The organism is Paenibacillus sp. PastF-3, from assembly GCF_029893135.1.
Classification (GTDB): domain Bacteria; phylum Bacillota; class Bacilli; order Paenibacillales; family Paenibacillaceae; genus Paenibacillus_AQ; species Paenibacillus_AQ nitricinens.
Map to the genome: position 1 here is coordinate 37,148 of NZ_JARXWM010000019.1, position 21,579 is coordinate 58,726.

20 protein-coding genes and 3 pseudogenes are annotated in these 21,579 nt (G+C 43.8%); all 23 read left to right on the plus strand.

Annotated features, from left to right (window positions below; all coding sequences use genetic code 11):
* Nucleotides 1–67: 67 nt before the first annotated feature.
* A complete protein-coding gene (locus M2444_RS27260) occupies nt 68–274 on the plus strand; it encodes a DUF1657 domain-containing protein (RefSeq protein WP_029197844.1) in 207 nt (68 codons plus the stop codon).
* An 80-nt stretch (nt 275–354) separates the two neighbouring features.
* Entirely contained in the window at nt 355–1,872 is a 1,518-nt protein-coding gene (locus tag M2444_RS27265) for a phospholipase D-like domain-containing protein (RefSeq protein WP_054943628.1), read from the plus strand.
* Nucleotides 1,873–2,031: 159 nt separating this feature from the next.
* A pseudogene (locus M2444_RS27270) lies at nt 2,032–2,345 on the plus strand (YunC family protein).
* Nucleotides 2,346–2,382: 37 nt separating this feature from the next.
* The gene (gene dpsA, locus M2444_RS27275; protein WP_054943629.1) at nt 2,383–3,309 is read left to right on the plus strand and encodes a dipicolinate synthase subunit DpsA; all 927 of its coding nucleotides are present in this window, start codon (nt 2,383–2,385) and stop codon (nt 3,307–3,309) included.
* Nucleotides 3,310–3,634: 325 nt separating this feature from the next.
* Nucleotides 3,635–5,809 carry a PAS domain-containing protein gene (locus M2444_RS27280; protein ID WP_280788528.1) on the plus strand — a complete coding sequence of 725 codons (2,175 nt, stop codon included), beginning with the start codon at nt 3,635–3,637 and terminating at the stop codon, nt 5,807–5,809.
* Nucleotides 5,810–5,967: 158 nt separating this feature from the next.
* Nucleotides 5,968–7,011, plus strand: coding sequence for an ATP-binding protein (locus M2444_RS27285; protein WP_127600890.1), 1,044 nt, complete (start codon nt 5,968–5,970; stop codon nt 7,009–7,011).
* 196 nt (nt 7,012–7,207) lie between these two features.
* Complete coding sequence (locus tag M2444_RS27290) at nt 7,208–7,645, plus strand: Hsp20/alpha crystallin family protein (RefSeq protein ID WP_054943631.1); 438 nt, start codon at nt 7,208–7,210, stop codon at nt 7,643–7,645.
* Nucleotides 7,646–7,750: 105 nt separating this feature from the next.
* Nucleotides 7,751–8,098, plus strand: coding sequence for a hypothetical protein (locus M2444_RS27295; protein ID WP_023559073.1), 348 nt, complete (start codon nt 7,751–7,753; stop codon nt 8,096–8,098).
* 293 nt (nt 8,099–8,391) lie between these two features.
* Complete coding sequence (locus tag M2444_RS27300; RefSeq protein WP_159067864.1) at nt 8,392–8,547, plus strand: hypothetical protein; 156 nt, start codon at nt 8,392–8,394, stop codon at nt 8,545–8,547.
* Nucleotides 8,548–8,722: 175 nt separating this feature from the next.
* Nucleotides 8,723–8,911: pseudogene (locus tag M2444_RS27305) on the plus strand (SpoVA/SpoVAEb family sporulation membrane protein); the annotation flags it as partial.
* 26 nt (nt 8,912–8,937) lie between these two features.
* Nucleotides 8,938–9,133 (plus strand): annotated as a pseudogene (locus M2444_RS27310) (phospholipase D-like domain-containing protein); the annotation flags it as partial.
* Nucleotides 9,134–9,390: 257 nt separating this feature from the next.
* Entirely contained in the window at nt 9,391–9,648 is a 258-nt protein-coding gene (locus M2444_RS27315) for a hypothetical protein (protein WP_023559076.1), read from the plus strand.
* Nucleotides 9,649–10,429: 781 nt separating this feature from the next.
* On the plus strand, nt 10,430–10,723 hold the full coding sequence (locus M2444_RS27320) for a hypothetical protein (RefSeq protein WP_280788530.1): 294 nt from the start codon (nt 10,430–10,432) through the stop codon (nt 10,721–10,723).
* An 87-nt stretch (nt 10,724–10,810) separates the two neighbouring features.
* On the plus strand, nt 10,811–11,089 hold the full coding sequence (locus M2444_RS27325) for a hypothetical protein (RefSeq protein WP_280788531.1): 279 nt from the start codon (nt 10,811–10,813) through the stop codon (nt 11,087–11,089).
* A 40-nt stretch (nt 11,090–11,129) separates the two neighbouring features.
* Entirely contained in the window at nt 11,130–11,540 is a 411-nt protein-coding gene (locus M2444_RS27330) for a hypothetical protein (protein ID WP_280788532.1), read from the plus strand.
* Between the two features lie 190 nt (nt 11,541–11,730).
* Nucleotides 11,731–12,654: a hypothetical protein gene (locus tag M2444_RS27335; RefSeq protein ID WP_280788533.1), complete on the plus strand. Its 924-nt coding sequence runs from the start codon at nt 11,731–11,733 to the stop codon at nt 12,652–12,654.
* 65 nt (nt 12,655–12,719) lie between these two features.
* On the plus strand, nt 12,720–12,968 hold the full coding sequence (locus M2444_RS27340) for a hypothetical protein (protein ID WP_280788534.1): 249 nt from the start codon (nt 12,720–12,722) through the stop codon (nt 12,966–12,968).
* Nucleotides 12,940–14,127, plus strand: a complete 1,188-nt coding sequence (locus M2444_RS27345) for a DNA polymerase III subunit beta (RefSeq protein ID WP_280788535.1) — start codon at nt 12,940–12,942, stop codon at nt 14,125–14,127. Before M2444_RS27340 ends, M2444_RS27345 begins: the two co-directional genes overlap by 29 nt.
* Before the next feature lie 111 nt (nt 14,128–14,238).
* A complete protein-coding gene (locus tag M2444_RS27350) occupies nt 14,239–15,285 on the plus strand; it encodes a DUF6094 domain-containing protein (protein WP_280788536.1) in 1,047 nt (348 codons plus the stop codon).
* Between the two features lie 29 nt (nt 15,286–15,314).
* The gene (locus M2444_RS27355; protein ID WP_076179615.1) at nt 15,315–15,965 is read left to right on the plus strand and encodes a hypothetical protein; all 651 of its coding nucleotides are present in this window, start codon (nt 15,315–15,317) and stop codon (nt 15,963–15,965) included.
* Nucleotide 15,966: 1 nt separating this feature from the next.
* Nucleotides 15,967–17,115, plus strand: a complete 1,149-nt coding sequence (locus M2444_RS27360; protein ID WP_280788537.1) for a Cdc6/Cdc18 family protein — start codon at nt 15,967–15,969, stop codon at nt 17,113–17,115.
* A 712-nt stretch (nt 17,116–17,827) separates the two neighbouring features.
* Nucleotides 17,828–19,618: a group II intron reverse transcriptase/maturase gene (gene ltrA / locus M2444_RS27365; RefSeq protein WP_280788538.1), complete on the plus strand. Its 1,791-nt coding sequence runs from the start codon at nt 17,828–17,830 to the stop codon at nt 19,616–19,618.
* A 228-nt stretch (nt 19,619–19,846) separates the two neighbouring features.
* Nucleotides 19,847–21,508: a P-loop NTPase family protein gene (locus M2444_RS27370; RefSeq protein WP_280788539.1), complete on the plus strand. Its 1,662-nt coding sequence runs from the start codon at nt 19,847–19,849 to the stop codon at nt 21,506–21,508.
* Nucleotides 21,509–21,579 lie beyond the last annotated feature (71 nt).

Sequence of the window (21,579 nt, forward strand, 5' to 3'; positions counted from 1 at the left end):
TACCATTCATTAATTTTCTGACAGGTTGACATATTACATATGGATGCCATTTCAGGAGGTGATCAACGTGACGGTAGCTTCTCAAGTGAAAACAGCTGTAGCTTCATTAAAAAGCGCGCAGGCCAGCTTTGAACAGTTTGCGTTAAACACACAAAACCAACAGGCCAAAACCACTTTCACAAATGCAGCGCAACAGACACAAAACATCATTGACCAGGTCACTCCACGGTTACAACAAATTGAACAGGAAGAACCGCAGTATAAAGGTTTCTAATAAAGGGCCATGCCGATCTCTTCTCGGCATGGCTGCCCCTTTATTCCCTCGTAGATGACTGGATTGGGAGGCTGATTTTCTTGGCATGGATAGCAGGATTATGGCTAGTAAATACGGCACTATTGATCATCATTGCGGTTCGGGAGGTGCGACGCCCCGCCAAAGCGTTGACTTGGATATCAGTCGGACTTGTATTACCGATTATCGGATTCGTTTGTTACCTGTTCGTCACGAATCCTGTGCAAATGCGGCGGGACAAGCTCGTTTCTTCGCACAATAACCCAATAGCGTTGCCTACAGCATGTGGTGACTCCGCTTTTGTTATCGCTCGGGCTTTGCAACCTTTGTCTGTCAGTGGCCTTCGAACCGGTTCCGTCCAAATCCTCACGAACGGGATGGAAACCTACGGAAAACTCCTTCAATCAATTCAGGCCGCACAAAAGTCAATCGATCTGGAATATTACATATACCGGAATGACCATATCGGTAAACGTATCACAGATGTGCTGATTGACCGGGCTTTATCCGGTGTGAACATTCGTTTTATAAGGGATGGCTGGGGAAGCCGGTCGTTTCCCAAACATGCGGTTCGCCGGATGATGGAAGCAGGCATTGAATGCAGGACCATCTTTCCCTTGCGAATCCCCTGGGTACTATCCAACTTGACATACCGGGATCATTGCAAGATCGTCATCGTCGACGGAAAGGAAGCCTTCATGGGAGGAATCAACGTTGGGGACGAGTATACTGGAATGAAGCCGGATGTCGGTTTTTGGCGCGACACTCATATGCGGTTAACCGGCGAAACAGCGGATGATGTGAAAGCCGTTTTTGAGGCTCACTGGAAAATGGCGTCACCGGACATGCTCCATTCAACGAGAAAGGCAAAATTTATCCCTGAATCGGCCCAACTTTCAGACGATAAAGCCATTCATCCATTTCTATCCGGCAAAACAGAACGATCCGGATACGGATGGGAATGGGGATCGGAGCTGGGAACGATGGAAGGCACCCTCATGGGAAAAGCTTCCCCGTCCAAGGATTCGCATAACGTCTATATACAGATATTCGAAGGCAATCCCGGGCTGCCTACTCCGGTCATTCGGGAAATGCATTTCATCTGCCTGACGCAGGCGACCCGAACCATCGACGTGACCAACCCTTATTTTATACCCGATGCGGATATCATGATGGCCATCAAAACAGCCGCGGCGCGTGGCGTTCGAGTGCGATTACTGGTGCCGCGCCAAGTGATTCCTAAAGTTGCAGGAGCTGCAAGCCGTACGTATTATGGCGAACTCGTGGAAGCAGGGATCGATGTGTTTCAGTACAACAAAGGGGTATTGCACGCGAAAGTCATGATTATCGATGGCGAGATTGCCGAAGTGGGTTCGTCCAACTACGATCTCCGTAGTTACCGTTTAAACTACGAAGTGTGTGCAGTGATGTATCATTCCGATGTGGCCCGGGAGCTTACGGAACAATTCGAACGGGATCTCGCCGAGGCTACTCCATATCGTTTGGAAGATCATATGCATCGTACTTCTTCCGAGCGCATGCTTGATCAAGCGGCGCGTTTGTTGTCTCCTTTGTTATAAATCTCAAAAGTTACATGGAATTGAATCGAAGTCCAGTTTCCACTGGCGAAAGGGGAGAAGGCTTCCAACGAAGACAAGTAATATCGGATTTGGGCTACCGTCTATGGTGCAAATATCACGCCCGGCATATAGTGTAGAAAAAAAGGAGCTGCATCATAGATGATCATGATGAAACCGATTGAAGTGGAAGGTCATCAGGTTATAAGTATCGAGGTCGCCCTGCCCAAAACAACACTTCTTGCCATCACAACCGATCACGGATATATCATGTGCGGCGCGCTGGATATCCGTTTGTTAAATGAGAAATTAAACGATCGCCGCATTGTCGCAGGACGCGCAACCGGGGTGCGAACCATAAGCAATTGCTGGATGCCCCACTCGATATGGTTACTACAGAGGCGGAATTACGCGGAATTCGCCCTGGAATGAAAGGAGCAGATGCGCTTTTAAAGATGGTAAGCGGGGGCAGGTAATTGTTGAGTCCATTCTTAAGGAAAGTAGGGGGATTTTTTGTTAACGGGTCTGCATATTGTCTTCCTTGGAGGCGATGCCCGGCATCTTGAAATCATTCGGTCATTCACTGACCTGGATGCAAATGTTGCGGTAATCGGTTTTGAAGATTTGCACGAACAACTTCATGAAGTCCATTATTCCAAGCTTACGAAGGAGGTTCTTCGCAAAGCGGACATATTGATATTACCGGTTGTCGGTACAGACGACCATGGCAGAGTAGAATCTTCATTTTCAGCTGAAACGCTATTGCTGAACAAGGAATATATGTCTTCCTTGCCGAAACACGCAAAAGTCTATACTGGCATAGCCAAGTCCTACTTGAAGAACCTTTGCGCGGAACTGGGGATCGATCTGATTGAATTATTCAGCAGGGACGATGTTGCCATCTTCAATTCCATTCCCACTGCGGAAGGCGCCTTAATGATGGCCATTCAACATACGGACATTACCATACATGGTTCGCGTTGTATGGTGCTGGGCTTGGGGAGAATCGGTCTTACGTTAGCCGGTATGCTTCACCGCCTGGGGGCACGCGTCAAAGCGGGTGTGCAGAAACCGGAGGAGTTTGCACGTGCCTGGGAGATGGGGATTGAGCCGTTTAATACGAAAGATTTGTACGATGAAGGCGTAAATGTGGATATTATTTTTAACACAGTTCCGGCGCATATTCTTAGTTCTCGTGTTTTAACCCGTATTCCGCATCACGCTATCATTATTGATTTGGCTTCCAAACCTGGTGGGACTGATTTTCGTTTTGCCGAAAAACGTGGAATCAAGGCCTTGTTGGCACCAAGTTTACCTGGATTGGTCGCGCCAAGAACGGCTGGACGTATATTGGCGAGTACGTTATGTCAATTGATCCAGGACGAACGGAGTCGAAACCGAGAGCAAATGGACATACTTTCCTGTCCTTCCGGGATATGAGATCGTGAACACTGAATAACGAATCAATTGAAGGTGTGATTACTTGTGTATACTTGATCATAGAGGCTGGCAACTTTGCCGGCCTCCGTCTTATTTTCGTAAGAATTCGGATGATGAAGTGCGTGGTGAAGCGGCTCTTTCGCAGATCACAAGTCGGTTCCGTTTCCATGGCTAGCGTTCGGGGACTCCAAGTTAAGTTGGTCTCGGAATCTTGTTCCAACTGTTACAAATGACCTATATAATAGAGTACATACATAGGTTCTTAACAGAAGAACGTTACGTATGCAACTATACGCTTATTGCACAGTCGGAGGTTACTTGCACAATGGATATTTCAGATTTGCTTTCGCATCCTGTCGCCCACCACGCATTTCATTATACACTTGTCGGAAAAGCTATGGTTCGGCTCGGCGGGGAAGTGGAAATGGTCAATCGCTCGCTATGCAACATGCTGGGCTATACAGAACAAGAACTGCTGCGAATGAGAATACATGATATCATTTATACGGAAGACGTTCCATTATATAACGGATCCATCAATGACTTGTTAGGCGGTAATTCCGATTATGTCGAAATGGAAAATCGTTATATTTGTCTTGACGGCAGACACAAATGGGGAACGACAACCCTATCGATCATCGAAGTGGAGGAATATCCGGAAAGGATATTCTTGATCCAGATTCAGGAGATCACGTATCGCAAAAGGCTTGTTGAATTGAACGAGGAATACGCGGATAAATTCAGAATGCTTGCTGACAATCATTCCGATCTTGTTTACGACGTCATGTTGGATGGAAGTATCAGCTATGTGAACCGCGCCTGCACGAAATTATTGGGCTATGACTTATACGAATTGGAAAGAACACTTGGAGACATCATTTGGAAAAGTCTGGAGCACGTGACGGAAACGTATACCAATGCCCGGTTTGAAATGGAAACTTCAATTGAAGCGAAAGACGGCCAAATATTAAAATTCAGCGTATTGCATATCCCGAATTTCATTCAGAATGAACTCGTAGGGCTGCATTGCATCGCAAGGGATATTACCCTGCAATCCAGTATGGAAAAGGCCCTGAAGCACAGCGAGAAAAAGTATCGTTTGTTAGCGGACCACACGGGGGAAATGATTGCTACACTGAATATCAATGGCATTATCTACTACATATCGCCGGCGTGCAAACCATTGCTGGGTTATGATGCGACGGAATTGATAGGAAGACCTGTCTGGGAACTGTTCTATCCTCCCGATATAGAAAAATTGGACAACTCGCAAGAGTGGATGAATGAAGACGGTTATGTCAACATTTTGCGATTACGTCGAAGAGACGGCTCCTTTGTTTGGGTGGAGGTCGTAAGCAACACGCTACGGTACGATTCGGGCAATGTTCGTGAAATAGTTAAGGTTTTTCGAGATATCACGAGCCGAAAGACGCTGGAAGACGTCCTGGCTACTCAAGAACGTGTCATGAGTGGTATTGTCGAAATGATGGATGTCGGCGTTGTGATTTGTGATGAAAATGGGATATTGACAAGCATGAATAGAGCCGCAAGACAATTGCACGAATTCGTACAGATACCTCTTTCTCCCGAACACTGGAGTTCTACATACGGATTGTATGAATCGGATGGAAAAACGCTGTTGAGCAAGGAACGCGTCCCGCTTTATCGGGCGTATCGGGGCGAAAGTTTCCGCGATCTGGAAATGGTCGTTAAAAAGTCGAATGGCGAGCATCGCCTCGTTCTCTGTCATGGGAAGCCGATCATTGTTCACAATAAAATTGTGGGCGGCATTTGTGTCATGCACGATATTACCGAATTTGATGCAGCCAAGCAATCTGCTCATCAGGCAGACAAATTATCCATAGCGGGTCAAATGGCCGCGGGAATTGCGCATGAAATTCGAAACCCGCTTACCGCGCTGAAAGGATTTCTGCAATTGTTAAGCGCCGGCAACGAAAATGGAAGTAAGTACTACGATATTATGAAGGATGAATTAACTCGTATCGAACTTATTCTAAATGAACTGCTGGCCTTAGCCAAACCGCAAGAGATGAACATGACGCGGCATGATCTTTCCGAGCTGATTCAGGATATCGTCGTGCTGCTTCAGGCGCAGGCCACTTTACATAATGTTGAAATTCACTTTCATCCAACCAAGGAATCCGTGCAGATCCGGTGCGATGGAAATAAAATCAAACAGTTATTTATTAATTTGATTAAGAATGCCATTGAAGCGATGCCTGAAGGGGGAACTGTCTGGATCGAACAAATGCGATGCGATGAATGGGTTAAAGTAAGCATAAGGGATAACGGGGTTGGAATTCCGCAAGAATTGTTGCAAAAGATCGGACAACCCTTTTTTACGCAGAAAGAGACAGGAACGGGTCTCGGGCTATCCATTTGTTATCAGATTGCAGAGTATCACAATGCGAATATTGAGGTTGCAAGCGAGGTTGGTGAAGGTACAACTTTCACCGTATCGTTTCCCGTCGCTCTGTAACAACGAATTTAATAACTTCTTTGAAAGTGGGTTTAATTTTATTCATAACCCATCCACTTCGTGACGAGAAATTCGCTCGCTTGTTTACTGCAGTTTGCACATGATAAGTGGCCGGGAAGGGAGTTAATGGAGGAAGCAAATGGAGGACGTTAATAGAGATGAAGCAAATCGTAGAGTTCCTTATGAATTCCGATCAAATGGATATTGGACTGGCTGTCGTTGATTCAGAAGCCAGAATTTTATGGTTAAATACAACCATGAACACATGGTACTCAGTAACCCCCGAAGAAGAATTCCCTGCACACTCGGCAATACAAGCGATCGTGGGGCAAGTATTGCAGGATAAAAAGAATTACCCGGGAGTACTCGTACAAGAGAAGTTAGATGGCAAAGTGCGATCCATGATCGCCTATGTATACCCTCAGTTAAAAGGGGAATGTTTTGTTCTAATGGCCGATATCCAAGATTTTCAACAGTACGTGCAAATTCAATGTGAGAAAGAAAGAAGGGAAACGATTGGGCATATGGCGGCGGGCACAGCCAATATCATTTTAAATCCTTTAGCGGTAATCAAAGGGACGCTTCAACTTCTGGAAAAAAGTTCGAAGGATCATGTTTCCGTTTTGCAATTTGCGGCATCTCCGCCTCATCAGAAAATGACAGGATACTTTAAGCTGCTCGATGAGCAAATTCAGACGATCGACAAAGCGTTGCAGCGGTTTTTGCTCTTTGGAAAGCCTTCCGAATTGAAATTTGTTCCTGTTTCCGTCATTTCGTTCATGCAGGAATGGGTTCCCGGTATACAAATCCAAGCACTAGACAAAAAAGTGCGTTTCGCTTTGGAATATCCGGAGCGAAACGGCTTTGTGTTAGGAGACCCCAAGCTGCTGCGAGCGGCGCTGCAAGAAATCATTGACAACGCATTAGATGCAAGTCCCCCAGGTTCTGTCTTAACGCTCCGAATAAACATTACGGATAATCATATCCACATCATTGTTCGCGATCAAGGAGCAGGAATTCCAAAAGATCTGCAGTCCCGAATCATCCTACCGTTTATTACAAGTAAACCGGACGCTATCGGATTTGGGCTTAGTTTCAGTCATGCTATGATCGCAAAAATGGGGGGCTCTTTGAATTTCGAAAGCTCGGAGGTCGGCACAAATGTTATCGTTCAATTACCGACATTTACGGGAACAACTTAAAATTGTCGGTAACATTGCTGTAAATGCCAATGGCTACACAACAAACCCTCAAAAAATTTTTTCGGGGGCTATTGCCGGGAGTTTCTGACCAAAGGCATATTCCAATTCAACTATGCAGGGTAGCAAAGAATAATATTTTCCGAAGAGTACAAAATAAAGCTGAAAAAAAAGATAATGTGACAATGGAGGAACTTACATGCCGCTCATTCCTTGGGATTCGTTTCGCAATACCGATCTATGGAGAAGGGATTTGGAAAAAATTTTTAACGAAGGTTTTCCTGAAATAGGCGCGCGTCTGGGATTTGCTACCCCTCGTATTGATGTATTTGAGACTGAACATGAAGTGATTGCTTCTTGTGAAATCCCTGGTTTGGATAAAAAAGAAGACCTTCATATCGATGTGGATGAAAACATGCTTACAATTAGTGGGACCATAAAGCAAGCGAATGAAGTGAAGCAGGAACAAATACATCGCAAAGAACGGTTTGTCGGACGGTTCCAACGGTCGGTGTCTTTGCCATCACGCGTTCAAACGGAAGGAACGACAGCCACGTACCGCAACGGTGTCCTTGAAGTTCGCATGCCGAAATTAAAAGCCGATACCCAACGGCAAATTGATGTGCAGTTTCATTAAAATGAATTGTGAGATCACAATATAGGCGTTACATGAAAAATGGGCGCTTGCACATAATAAGCTTTGGGGGATGAAGTCCTACCATATTGAAGGAGGTCAAAAATCGTGTATCAACAAAACCTTTCACAGCAAGCAAGCCAATGCGCGCAGATTATTCAACAGTTGATCCAGCAAACCCAGCAATCGAGCAACATGTATCAACAAATGTTGCAACAGGAGCAGCAAAACGCCGCCCAACTGGATCAGCTGGCCCAGAAAGAACGTCAAGCGGTTCAAACCATTCAATCTGTTCTGCAAGGACATCAAACTGCCATACAGCAGATGCAGCAGGCGATGCAAATTTGTTCTCAGCTTCAACAAACAGCGCAACAACAAGCCGGCGTGCAGAATGCGGGCTGGCCAATGGCTCAGAGCTGGCAGAATCAGAATTTGCAGCCACGGCAGTATCAATAGAACAGCAAGTGAAAAAACGATCGCTTTAAAAAGAAGGCGGTCGTTTTTTCACTTGACGATGCGTATACCCCAAAACCATTCAGCCGATTTTCTTTGCAAATAAGTCCCAAATGCCGCGCAAAAGGTTCAGCAACATGCCGAACGAGACTTGCACCCCTGCCTTGCCTAGCGCCTTCAGCCTCCCGAGCCAACCAGCGCGCCTTGGCTTGGGAGGCGACCTGACAAGCAAGCTGCGCAAGATTTGGGAGGGATACAGGCATGGCAACTGCAAAATTTCGCGAGGAGCAGTAATCGTGATCAGCGTATGCAAGGTTTGCGGGGCTGAAGAGCGGGAGGATACGAAGGCGGCAGCGGAAGGCAGTGTATCCGACACCATTCTTCATTTAGTCTGCCTTGCGGATCGGCAGCAGTACATCGGCGGTACAGCTGCGGATCATTTGCTGCCCTAGCCGGGATCTGCTTCCGGTTTTGTTCATGGATGGACTAGAAGCCCTTGAATTGCGGTTCTTCCCTGGGTGCTTTTCAGCGAAGCCAGGCAAGTTTTGACCTGAGTAGCTACAGTCATTGCCCCAATCCCTCCTTTCCTGATTATCTCTCATATAAGATAAGATGTCTTTTTCAGCTGCGGGCGCCGTCGCGACCGTCCCGATCACCAGTTTTGGAAACTCTCTGGTTCATGGTGCGCTTCAGGAGCTGCAGCAGGATGGATGGATCGGCATCATCATCGGGATTTTTGAGTTAACGAGCGCCGGCGTTTCAGCAGCGATCATTTTCTCTTTTCTTGCGTCGCTCGTAGCAAAGCCTCGTGGATAAAGCATGTGCCCGGCTTCTAAGATAGGAGCCGTACCTACTACGGAAGCCGGGTACAGATTTACATGTACGAAAAAGGGATGCTGCACGCAAAGGTGATGGTCGTCGATGAGGAAACGGCTGTGGTATGTTCGGCGAATTATGATTTTAAGAAGCAATCGCCTCAATTACAAGGTGTGCGAAGTTTTGTACAGCGCCGGCGTAGCGCGGGAACTCACGGAGCAATCTGCTTGCCTCGCTGTTATAGCTCGCGGGTTAACGCACCAGGTATGGTATGAATTTCTTACAAGACATTTCATAGAGGAGCATCCTACAGAACAGATTTATGACGATTTGTGTAAAGAACTAGGAGTAACGCTCACCTGTAATGCCTGGAGACGTTTCGAGAGCTGCATACCGCATTCGAGCTCGCTTACCGTGCGCAGGGCTTGAAGCCGCAGCGCCACGGCCTGCCGCTGCATACAGCTAAGGAGTGGAACGCAATGCTGGCCGCAGCCGGGTTTATGAACCCGCGGCGCCGCCAAAACGTCCGCATCGAACGGTACCCGACGGTGCGCGATTTTCTCCATGCGATAAAAGCGATCGGCGCCAGCGCCTCGGTAGCCTCCCCTTCCGGCCGAATCGGCCTACGCCGCCTTTTTCACGACATGTTCCAGCACTACGAGACGCGATACGGCGACTCTAATGGCATCCTTGCGACATATGAGCTGCTGTTGCTGCATGGTTTCGCTCCGAAATAAAGTATCACCGAGGGAGAGGATGAAGAACAGGAAACCGTCTACGGAACGTTAGCGTATATTATGTTGAAATTGGCAGTAATGACGAAGCGAATAATCATAAACAGCTAAATCCTTAGAGTAAGAAAAATAACAGGGACAACGAGGGCTTAGTACAAAAATTTACATATGCATCTCTCGTCTGGAAAAGTTTAAATTCTGCATGTTTAGTTCTGGAGAGACAAATAGACTACCAGAACAACCAATCGTGGCAGCCTATTTGCTCTAAGTGCAAGGAGGGGACTGTACCCCACCATTAGTATATATACCGAGGAGGTTGTTTAAGTACAATTATCGAGTCGGAACGAGGTCCGATTTAAACATTTGATTTCTAGACGTATTTGTGGAAATTTTAGAAAAGTGAATTCACGGTTTACACAGGGACGGTGTGTAACCAATAAAAACTCAATTAGAACAAGGAGTATTGGGGAATTACACAGTATGCGTTCTTCAATATTGCCATTTTAAGAGATAAAGCTTGAATCTGGAGTAGTCAACTTGTTCCAAAGTTTAATCGGTACGTTTTGACTAATAAACAACTTTTACAGTCCTGATTAGAGAGATCATTTAACGATCCCCGCTAAAGTGGACTATTAAAGATAAGGTTGAGGGTCAATTAACCTCATCTGATAGGAGATAAAGAGGAGTGAATTGCTAAGCAATCACTTCTTTTTGTTGTTCCCTGCCGCGGGGAAGTATAAGACAGTCCCCGCGGTGAAAGGGGCTTGTCATAGGAGGAATATAAATGTTTCTTTTGCAAATCATCGATGGTGGTATTGCTCGTTGTACTGTTCATGGGTTAGAACTCATTCCTTTCACATCCACTGTTGAAATCATCATTACCAATTATCTTAAAGAGCATGGTTCCTTGGATGAAGAGAGTAGTGAATATACAACCGAGGATGGATCCGCCACCCTTTATCATTTAGCCGTTGACGGAGAGGTATTAGTGTTTAGTGAAGAAATATGGGCGTACGCTTTCGATGGGAGTGAGTCCTTTTCAGAATCATTACAAAAGCTTCGTAATGATTGGAGTTAATGAATAAAAAGGATCAGAAGCTACTTCTGTGACAAGCAAATAATTTTTGCTGCTGGATTAAATAATCGAACATTCTAGGGGGAAAACATGTATATCTATGCTTTAGTTAGTACATATGGAGAGATTATTGATATCTGCGTAGGAACTGCAGCAGCTCAAGAGATGAACATGAATAACCAGGTTGAAGATCTACAAATCAAACCCATCATGTTGTACTCAGAATATGAGAAACAGCCGAGTGACTATAAAGGTACCGTAGAAGGAATTCGATATCTGCTGTATATGGGAATTGACGGAAAGAGTACATATGGACCGGTAGCGCTTTTGCATAGCTGGGGTTCATGGAGTGATAAGCTGTGCAATTGATCTCAACTGAAATAGTAAATATGAAAGGATGTGAACGCTGATGACACTTTTGAATATGGTCATGAAGATTGTTGGCATTAGCTCAGATAAAAATAAAAGGGTAGAACGGGGTTTATGCTCTAATATCTCACAGGAAACCAATACAGCTCATAACGTAGGACTAGAAAATGCTAATACCTTAATAAAGGATTTAGTTCCATTCTCGAGATTGTATCCCGTGATTGTTAGATATCCGTTGTCTATATCCAGACTGAAAAAATTGGTTAAGAAAAAGGATGTAGTGAAAGATATCTTTAGAAACATAAGCGAGCATGAAGATGGATTCTGGGAATATGAAGTTGGCGACAACACTGATCATAGCTCAACTTCGATGCTTAAGTATCGTCTTATTATTCGAGATAGAAAAATCAAACTGGTAGTGAATGAACTGAGAGTGATTGAGTTTTATTAGATTTTATCTCAACTTTCCCCCTCTTTTTGGAGAGCGTTGGTAATCAAACGCCCTTCCTCAGGCAATCCCTGATTACATTTCTCGTCAAGAGTTATAGGTGCTTCGAGTAGCTGTAATTCGAACGGAAATGGAAAAGAATCTGTAAACGAGATTTAAGCTGGAGTGATAAAAAGAAGCAGGAGTGATAATAGTGTCAATGACCATAGAAAATATAGAAATTAAAGAGTTACCCAAGACTTATATAAGTAAAGAACATATAAAGCAATTAGAAAGAATGTTCCTATCAGCTGATTTTAAATTCGGATTTGATATTGTAGATGAAGATGTAGCTGACATTCTCACAACATTTGTTTCTGCCTATCACGAAGGGGACTGGTCGATTTGCCATATAGATTATGGTATAGATGATCCTTCAGTTCATGCCGTTCGTGCTCTCTGTCAAAAATTAAATATCTACTATGATATTAAAGAGAATGAAAGTGAAAGTGAAATCACGCTATATCTACCTCGCTCTACTGATCCACTCAGTGTCCAGCAAGCCGCCGATGAATCCAAGCGTCAACTGATCGATTTTGCTTCACAAGTCTCTTCTGGATTCGAGTTAGGACGTTTTGGATTTATATGTGAGGGGATGCTCCGGTCAAGAGGTTTAGAGGTTAGTGAGAATGTTATGATCTGGTGTACTATGGATGGTATCACTGTATTAACTGAGTATTGTCATGGAAGGTTATTCAACTTTTATGGGGAAATGACAGAATCCTTGATACAAGAGTTGGTTATCGAGTACCATTTTGACACATTCATTAACAAAGCTAGCGTAGTCATACCTCCATCTTCGAACAAAACAGCGGTGACACATCCACTTTTCGTGAAGCGGGTAAGTTACGATCAAAGTTTTTTCGGGAATGTATGGACTGGCTTAACACAGCAACATTTAAAAATGATTCTCGAAGAGTTCAAAGAATATCATGTATATTCACTGGTATCTACTAAAAATGGGTACAGTCTGTTAGAAGGCATGCAGGTCAATTGTATTGGATTTCTTCTAACGCGCTGTTACATTTCGATTCCGGAAGGATTAGAACTACCCAAGAGAATCATTGGTAACTCATAAATTAATAAAGATACCTTCTTCAAAAAGAGGGTATCTTTATTTTATAGGTATGAGAACCATTTATATTGATTGTAAAGACGTTGAACTGTTATAATACGGATATTACGAAAGGTATTTATTTTCACCGCCGTCTACCTTTTCGGCGAGTGAAGGAGTATATCCGGTTAACGGATAAAAAAATAACAGGCATAGAATTTGCCATGGAGATTAAGAAGCATGCCACAGGTATGTTTTTTTTATTTTCCATGGCTTTTTTTGTGCCTAAAAACTGGGAGGAAGATAATAATGGAAATACTTTTGGAGCAGCGTCATGAAAATCATGTGGATGAAAAAGAAGAAGTAGCGGTAACGAGTGAGATGGCTTTTGTAGTAGATCACGGTGCCCTCATGAATGCACTAACAATCTGCGGGAAGGTTATACCTAAATCGAGCGCTATCCCTATCATGCAAACGATAAAGTTTGACTTGAATGGTGATACTCTGTTCATCACGGCTGTAGACGTTAGTCAATCCGTGCTGCAGATGATGGAGGTGAAAAATACAGGCGGGGTAAAGGGGAGTTATTTGTTCCCAGCAAAAGAAGGGATCGAACTTATTAAGCGGTTGCCTGCTGGTAGTTTGACGCTGACAAGAAAGGAATCATCAGTGCATGTTCAATATGGAAAGAGTGGTAAGGCTAATCTTAGTGTCTTAGACTCTGATGAATTCCCTGCGCTTCCCGTCTTGGGGAAAACAGATATGATCCCTATTTCATTAGAGACTCTTCGAAGAGCTGCTGTTACATCACTTTTTACAGCTACGGATGAAAAAACACCCGCACTGAATGGTATACATATCTATAATCATGAGGGGAAATTAGGATTCCAAGCAACGGATCGTCATCGGATTAGTAGATTTGTTTCGGACATCCCTATAGATACTCCGGAAACGTTTCTGTCCTCAATTGTCCCTGCACAGAACTTTAAACAGATTGTGGATTCATTAAAAGACTCGGTTGCGATTCAATTCGCAGTAACGAGTACTTACTTAATCCTAAGAGATAAGAACATTGTCTATTTTGGTAGATTGATTGATGCGACTTTTCCTGATCTTTCTGTAGCTTTTAAGGGGATAGACCAGGGAATCACGATTACTTTATCTAAAGAGGAGCTGGATAAGACACTTTATCGTGCTTTGTCACTGGATGCTCAAAATAATCGTGTGACGCTTGAAGTTGATACAACAGGAGAATTTGTTGTTCATACTCAATCAAAAAACAGTGCACTGACAGAAGGATTTCCTACAGCTATTTTAGATGCTAATGCTTCTTTCCCCGTCATGAAATTTAATGGAAAGTATCTACGTGAAGCTTTACTTCTGGGCAACCGAGAAACCAAAAATGTTCAGATCCGAGTGAGTGGTTCGAAGAACCCTGGGTATCTGACATTAGAAGGTGATCCATCGGTAACTGCAGTTTTACTTCCGTGCCTATAACAAGGGCTTAGTAGTAGCGATGGTGTGTGGGATTACTTTAACAGGATGCCTAAAAGAGTTGCGCTTCATGTTGCAGCTCTTTTTTTTGGCTAAAAATTAGGAGGGAAATAGATGTCGTCCAATCAGATGAAAGATATGTTTGACCGGGTTATTCATAACAAAGTGAGAATGGGCAATTTTGAGACTAAAGATCAGGATACGCTGTGTATTCGTAGTCTTCTTCAATTTCCGAAATCCGCATTTTCTGTAGCCGACTTTTGTGCCGGCAGTGGAAATGCATTGAATGTCATGACAGAAGGCACTGAGGCGGTAACCTTCGGGATTGAGCCCAATGAAGAGAAGTATCTCGAACTTCGAGAACGTGCGAACTACGCTCTATATGGGGGATATGAAGAGTGTCGTATCAGCAGAGACACCTTTAGACTCATGTATCTTAATCCTCCCTATGATAACGATAGCGAGACGTTAGAATCGAAGATGGAGCGTAAAGAAAAACGGTTTCTTCGGCAGCTTTTTCCTTATGTTGCTGTGGATGGAATCCTAATATTTAATATCCCTCGTGGTCGTATGACCAAAGATATAGTGAATATTTTGGTGGCCAATTTGGATGATATCCGTGTATATGCCTCCCATGACGATACCTTCAATCAGGTGTATACGATCGGAAGAAAGAGGGCTACTAAATATATTGATAGGAATGAGGTACAGCGAATCTTGGGATTAATGCTTGAGGGAAGCGAACTACAACGTATTCCGATGGCAGAGGCCCCACTATATAAAGTGTTTCCTGGAAACATTAGCCCTAAGCTATTTCGCTCGAGTCATATCGACGTAGATCATGTGAGAGAGGTATCACGCCTATCTTCACTCACTCGTAAAGGGATGGAATGGTCAACCCCTAAGAAGCCTGCAGAACGACTGCAGCCGCTCCTCCCAGACAAAGAAATGCACAGAGTACTTAGAATGGCTTCTGGAAAACTGAACGGAAAAGTGGGAAGTGGGAAACTTCTTCATGTTCTTAAAGGGGTTGTCAAAAAAGAGAGTATTAGTACTACCGAGGTAACAGACAATGAAACCGTAATTACCGAACGTGAAAAGTTTACGATTACTTTTAAAATTGTAGATCGGTATGGCAACATTCGTACTATTCAAAGCTAAAAAAGAACGAATCTGGAGGAATAGAAAATATGAAATTCATGGAGTTTAAGCATAAAGATATTTATGTAAAAACACATACTTCTATTATTGTAACCCGTGAAGTAAATGAGAAAGATCGAAAGCAACAGAATGAGTTGGTGTATGCAAACGTCATTGATATTGATTCCAGAGTGCAGGCGATGTTTGCTCAATTTCATCATTCTCGGAAGAAAAGTGATGTTTTCTTCCGAATATCTCATGCACCACGGATTGGTGAAAAAGATTATGATAAGAGCTCACTTTATGTTTATCCATCCGGAAAATATAAGCATATGTCTTTACGCGAGGATGATACTTTTGTTACTGGGTTAGTCGTGAGTGAAAAGGTATTAGAACGCCAAAAAGATGGCTATATCATATTCGCATGGGATGGGAACATTCATGAGAAGCTTTTTTGGACCATTGATTCGTATTATGAGACACCATTGCTTGAAGAGTGGACACCTTATCTCTATGAGCAGCTAATAAAAAGTAAAGGCTTAGTTCCTTTGAACGTACATGATTTTTCAAATGATAATCCTGAATTGGTCGTTTATGAATTACTGGTTGAGGAAGATGTGCTTGATGGCTGTATTTCATTTGGTCTTCAGACTGGCGCATTAATACTCACAGAAGATGAACAAGTACAGGAGGTTGTCTAATTTGAATTATCCTGCGGTTATGGAAAAAAGCCAAGATGAGCTATTAGAGATCAACGATCAGCAGTCAGGTGTTCAAGAGAAGGGAAACGAAGCAGAGCTTGAGACAGAAAATGGGGTTATAGGAGCGGGAGAACTCAATACACTTATGGACATTGAAAACATAGGGGATTATTTATCCATGTTCGGAGCGGATTTAATCCGGCGCTTGGATAAAGAGTATGTGCCGATCCATCACCCAGGGAGAGATGAACCGCTTGAGATTCTTAATCATTTTAAGCGGCCTTTGTTTAAGTCCCAAGCTCACCTTGTAACTGCTTTGATTAAAGGTCTACGTAAATCACGTAATCTTTTTCTTATTGGTGAACCAGGCACCGGTAAAACGGCTATGAGTATTGCTACCTTTTTCGCACTGCTCTCAGAAGTTCTTCATGGGCGAGGCCGCGTAATATATATGGTTCCGAACCATCTCATTGAGAAAACAAAGCGTGAAGTCGGACTTCTCCTAAATAAAGAGTTATTTGAAGTCCAGTTTTTGAATAATTATGTTGATGTTATCCACTTAAGAGATAGCGAAAAAATGGAGACCGCTCCTACAAAGATAGAGGTCTATATTATTGCAAGGGATACAGCCAAATTAGGATATGTTAATGCTCCTGCAGCTAAGTGGGTAGATCGTACGTATACCTGTATCCCAAAGGGAGGTAGCGAGGATAAACCTATTACAAAAACAGCCTTTAAGGGATGGGTTTGTCCGGACTGTGGTGGTTTACTCATGAAAGAAGAAGAGAGAGATCTAGTACCGATGGAGTACGAAGATTTCTTTAATAAGCATGGGAAACCTACTCGAAGAAAAAACAATCTATTTTGTTCCAATCTGGTTTCCTATTTGAAAGCAACTCAACATGTCGAAGAACTTCAATCGGATGGATCCATTAGAAAAACACCCGTTTATGAAATGGGCACGCGGAAATGCAATGCTTCCTTGTGGACGGCGAAAAATCATGATCAAAGCAGTTACTCTGGGCAAGCAAAAAAGCCAGTAGGTCCAGCTCCACGAAAAGTATCACCGGCAGATCTCTTTAAGCGTTATTTCAAAAATAAATTTGATCTAGCTATTGGAGATGAATGCCATGAACGTGCGAAACGTTAGCATATAAGTTCCTTTGGAGCGAAATTGCTGGTCTCGATTTTTGAGATACAACTGATAGATTGATGTTGGGAATGAGGCCGCCATGTCGAGCTAAAACCAACAGCCTAATACTCCTACATGCTCTGTAAGATGATAGTCCAATGGGTATGAAGCTAGGTAAAGTCGGTAGAACCGCTCCTAAGTCATTTATGGAGCGGGTATCCCGCTCCAGGAAAAGATATGGATCGGGATATGCCGGGGCGCTATAAAATGTCCACGGTGAGAATGTCCCAAGGGTGGGACTGACAAACCTGCGAATGAACGTATCTAGAGGCATAAGCTTGGGGAAACCCTTGCTACCGTGTGAAGCGGGGTGAGATACCGATGAGTAAGATTGTTCGTTATGAAAGTCGGGATAGCCAACAATGGGGCTATAAGGCTCACGGGTACAAAGCAGGCACCTAAAGGCATATGTACAGCTAAATCTATCGGAACGTTGTAAGCAACAGACCTTCATACCAAACGGCTATCACCGGAAGGGTCACTATAAGGCTTCAGCCGAAATGTGTTTGCTGTTGTGAAAGTAGGGGCACAGTACCGTTGAAACTGTGGAAACACAGTGGAGGGATAGCCCCAAGTCTACAGATCACCATTCTACATTCTAGCTTGCTAAAGTTCATCCTTCGGGTAAGAAGGTGAGTTGGATTCACTCTTAGGGGGTGGTCCTACACCGATGAACACAAAGACGTCCAGAGGCAATAAATACTACGAATCAGTGGAGATTCAAAAAGACCTTTACGCCCAGAGTAAGAGCGGGAAGCGTAATTTCAGAGACCTCATGGAAATGATCATCTCCGACAAAAATATCCTTTTGGCCTACCGCATGATTAAAGCCAACACGGGTTCCAAAACCAAGGGCACCGACGGATACACGATCATACACATGGCAGAACAGGATCAGACCCATTTCATACAATTCATGCGGGAAACGGTATTAAACTACCGCCCGCGGGAAGTAAGAAGAGTCTGGATTCCAAAACCGAATGGAGACAAGCGACCTCTTGGAATCCCTAGCATCATAGACCGCTTAGTCCAGCAAATGTTCCTGAATATTCTTCAGCCCATCTGCGAAGCTAAGTTCTACAATCACTCATACGGATTTCGACCTAACCGATCGACTAGACATGCTATAGCAAGGGTGCAGACGTTGATTAACATCAACAAACTGCATTATACAGTGGACATCGACATCAAGGGTTTCTTTGACAACGTGAACCACAATTTGCTTATCAAGCAGCTATGGAACATTGGAATAAAGGACAAGCGCGTGCTGTCAGTCATCAGTAAAATGCTCAAAGCCCCCATAAAGGGTGAAGGCATCCCAACCAAGGGAGTTCCGCAAGGTGGTATCCTGTCCCCGCTGCTCTCGAACGTGGTTCTTAATGACCTCGATCATTGGGTAGCTAATCAATGGGAAACTTTCGATAAAACCCGCCATACTTACTCATGCAACGATAAGAAGTACCGAGCATTGAGAGACGGAAGCAATATGAAAGAAGGATTCATCGTCCGATATGCTGATGATTTCAGGATAATGGCTCGGGATTGCACGACTGCATACAAATGGTTCCATGCGGTCCGTAAGTTCTTAAAGGATAGGTTGAAACTCGACATATCCCCGGAAAAATCCCGAGTTATTAACCTTCGGAAGAAAAGTTCTGAATTTCTGAGCTACAAGTTCAAGACCGCTAAGAAAGGGCATAAGATTGTCGCTTTCACTTATGTCTCAGATAAGAAGACCAAGCAAATGCAGGGTACTTTGAAGAGACAGATTGAATCAATCCATAAGGACGCGAGCTCGGAGAACATCAATCGTTACAACTCGATCATTTTGGGTATGCACTATTATTATAAGTATGCTACCCATGCGACTGTAGCTTTCCGTGACCTTGATTTCCGGCTCATGAAAACCTTGAGGTATCGTCTTAAGAACATCGCATCCTATGAATATCCTTCAGGATTGCCGCCGGAGGCGACTTACAGGAGACACTATCCTGTCACGAGGAGGACATATAAGATCGGAGATTTGTACATCTTCCCAATAGGGAACATCAAGTCCATTCCGAACTTGAACTACTCCCAATCCACGAATCCGTTTGACAATGATCGAGATTTTGCATGGGACTCACAGATTGTAATACTTATGAGGTCCAAACTGCCTAACCGATCCGTTGAATACATGGACAATCGGTTGTCAGTTTACTCCATGCAGAAGGGACGATGCGCCATAACGGGAATCCCGTTACAAGCATCAGACGTTCACTGTCATCATAAAACCCCTACATACCTTGGTGGGGGAGATGACTTTAAGAATCTTACAATTGTACACCGGGACATTCATAGGCTGATACACGCGACGAACGAAGAGACTATTAAGAAATATCTCCACTATTTTAATCACAACGCAATGCAGTTGAGAAAACTGAACCAACTCAGGAGCCTTTGTAAGCTAAATAGGGTGTAATAGGTAGACTAGTAGATGGAACGCCGTATGAACTGAAAGGTTCACGTACGGTGTGGAGCCGGGGAAAAGGGAGCGATTGCATCAAACCCTTACCTATGGCTATTAACGGGTGGCAGCGCTCAAGCTCATGCTTTCCATGTATTAATGGGCTGTGCGAAACGGTCCATTGCAATGACCGGCACATTGCTCAACGGATATTCTAGTAACCTATTTGAGCTTATTTTTCGTATGTTTCCACAGCGTTTGAAGCAAATGGGGTTTAATTGGGGCGATGTTGGGAAATGGATCGATCTTTATGGCGTACGAGAAAGGGTAACTAAAATTCGTAAGGATAATGCATTGAATTCTTCCAGTAATGGATCTCCTGTTCGAACTAGTGTAAAGGAATTGCCGGCAGCTGCACCTCAGCTTTTCACGGACATGCTAAGTGACGTCGCCTGCTTTATTCAGATGTCTGATATGTTCGAAGTTTTACCGGAGCTGCAGGAAGGGCCCTTGAACGTTAAGCTTGGGGGAGAAAGAACCCTTGTATCCTGTACAACGAGAATTCACCGAAAGCCAGGACGCACTAAACGAATAGTGAAGAAGGGTATTCGATTATTGGCTCCCTCGTGGTATTTGGAAAAGAACTTGAATGAAGTATCTGATCTATTGCGTAAAGCTGTACAGAAAGAAATTGAGGCAGGTGGACAACCTGTCTTACTCGGAAGTTTACTTAATACACTTTTATCCTATCCGGATGTACCATTCAACTTTAAAGGTGTCTATCATCCTGACACAGGAGAAGAGATTGTCTCGCCGCGCTATCGACTTAGCGATCGGTTGTTATATCCAAAAGAACTGCAGCTGATCAAATTCGCTAGGGCAAGGATCAAAGCGGGACGGAAAGTTGGAGTCTATGCTACGTACACTGGAAAGCTGGGTACACTCGAGCGCTTACAAACCTTATTTGAGGAGCGCGGAATCAAAACAGGTGTTCTAGAATCCAGTGTAGATGGGCCGCTACGGGAAGCTTGGATTGCGGAGCGGGAACAAGAAGGAATTCAAGTTATGCTCACGAATCCAATTTTGGTGAGTACAGGTTTAGATCTTCTGAATTTCCCGTCACTCTATTTTTATCAAACGGGGTATCGATTATCTATTGTTCGTCAAGCAAGCCGGCGACATTGGAGAATTGGTCAGCAGGCGCTATGTGAAACTGTATATAGCGGTTATAAAGGTACGATGCAGGAATTAGCGATCAATCTTATGGCCACGAAAATGGTTACAGCGCTTGCTTTAGAAGGACAGTTTAGTCAGGATGGTCTTGCTGCCTTAACGGAAAGTTCCGGAGGAAGTTTGGCGAATGAACTTGCTAAACGCTTTGTAGGGAACAATATTGCTGGAGTAGAGAGTGCTGAATCCATTTGGGGCAAGATGTCTGTTACACCTACACATTTGGTTCCTATTACTCCAACAACAGTAATAACAGGTTTAGAAGAAGACATTCTTATTGATAAACTTCCTACTATCTCTACGTATTTTGGAACAACGGTAGAAGAAGCGTTAATATCTTGGGCACACTCCATCGCTCCAGAAGATATGTATGGGCGCTTTGAACAACAAATTGAGTATGTATCCAATAACATTGATCTAGGGGTTGATGGGTTAACTGTAACAAAAACATCTTTCTTGGAACCTTATGAACTGCATTGGGATCCTAGTAAGGTACAGTTAAACGATATCGATTTCCGCCGTTGGTTGTTAGCATTGACAACTAAGCCGGTTGAATCAAATGTTATGAGAGATAACGAATGGAAGCTTGAACTTCTTGTTGAAGGAAAGACACCAGTGACTAAGAGGAAAAAGTCGTATAACGTTTCTGAGGGGCAGATGGTATTTAATTTTTAAATAAATTACTATGTAGAAACTAAAAAAGGGAAAGCTGAATCATTGCTTTCCCTTTTTTATTGTTGTTAAGC

What these genes read in the sequence shown, in the direction of transcription:
- M2444_RS27315 (WP_023559076.1), top strand. Translation starts at nt 9,391, where the DNA reads ATGCTGGCCGCAGCCGGGTTTATGAACCCGCGGCGCCGCCAAAACGTC.
- M2444_RS27325 (WP_280788531.1), top strand. Translation starts at nt 10,811, where the DNA reads ATGTATATCTATGCTTTAGTTAGTACATATGGAGAGATTATTGATATC.
- M2444_RS27330 (WP_280788532.1), top strand. Translation starts at nt 11,130, where the DNA reads ATGACACTTTTGAATATGGTCATGAAGATTGTTGGCATTAGCTCAGAT.
- M2444_RS27290 (WP_054943631.1), top strand. Translation starts at nt 7,208, where the DNA reads ATGCCGCTCATTCCTTGGGATTCGTTTCGCAATACCGATCTATGGAGA.
- M2444_RS27355 (WP_076179615.1), top strand. Translation starts at nt 15,315, where the DNA reads ATGAAATTCATGGAGTTTAAGCATAAAGATATTTATGTAAAAACACAT.
- M2444_RS27345 (WP_280788535.1), top strand. Translation starts at nt 12,940, where the DNA reads ATGGAAATACTTTTGGAGCAGCGTCATGAAAATCATGTGGATGAAAAA.
- M2444_RS27285 (WP_127600890.1), top strand. Translation starts at nt 5,968, where the DNA reads ATGAAGCAAATCGTAGAGTTCCTTATGAATTCCGATCAAATGGATATT.
- M2444_RS27370 (WP_280788539.1), top strand. Translation starts at nt 19,847, where the DNA reads ATGTTTCCACAGCGTTTGAAGCAAATGGGGTTTAATTGGGGCGATGTT.
- M2444_RS27350 (WP_280788536.1), top strand. Translation starts at nt 14,239, where the DNA reads ATGTCGTCCAATCAGATGAAAGATATGTTTGACCGGGTTATTCATAAC.
- M2444_RS27320 (WP_280788530.1), top strand. Translation starts at nt 10,430, where the DNA reads ATGTTTCTTTTGCAAATCATCGATGGTGGTATTGCTCGTTGTACTGTT.
- ltrA (WP_280788538.1), top strand. Translation starts at nt 17,828, where the DNA reads ATGAACACAAAGACGTCCAGAGGCAATAAATACTACGAATCAGTGGAG.
- M2444_RS27280 (WP_280788528.1), top strand. Translation starts at nt 3,635, where the DNA reads ATGGATATTTCAGATTTGCTTTCGCATCCTGTCGCCCACCACGCATTT.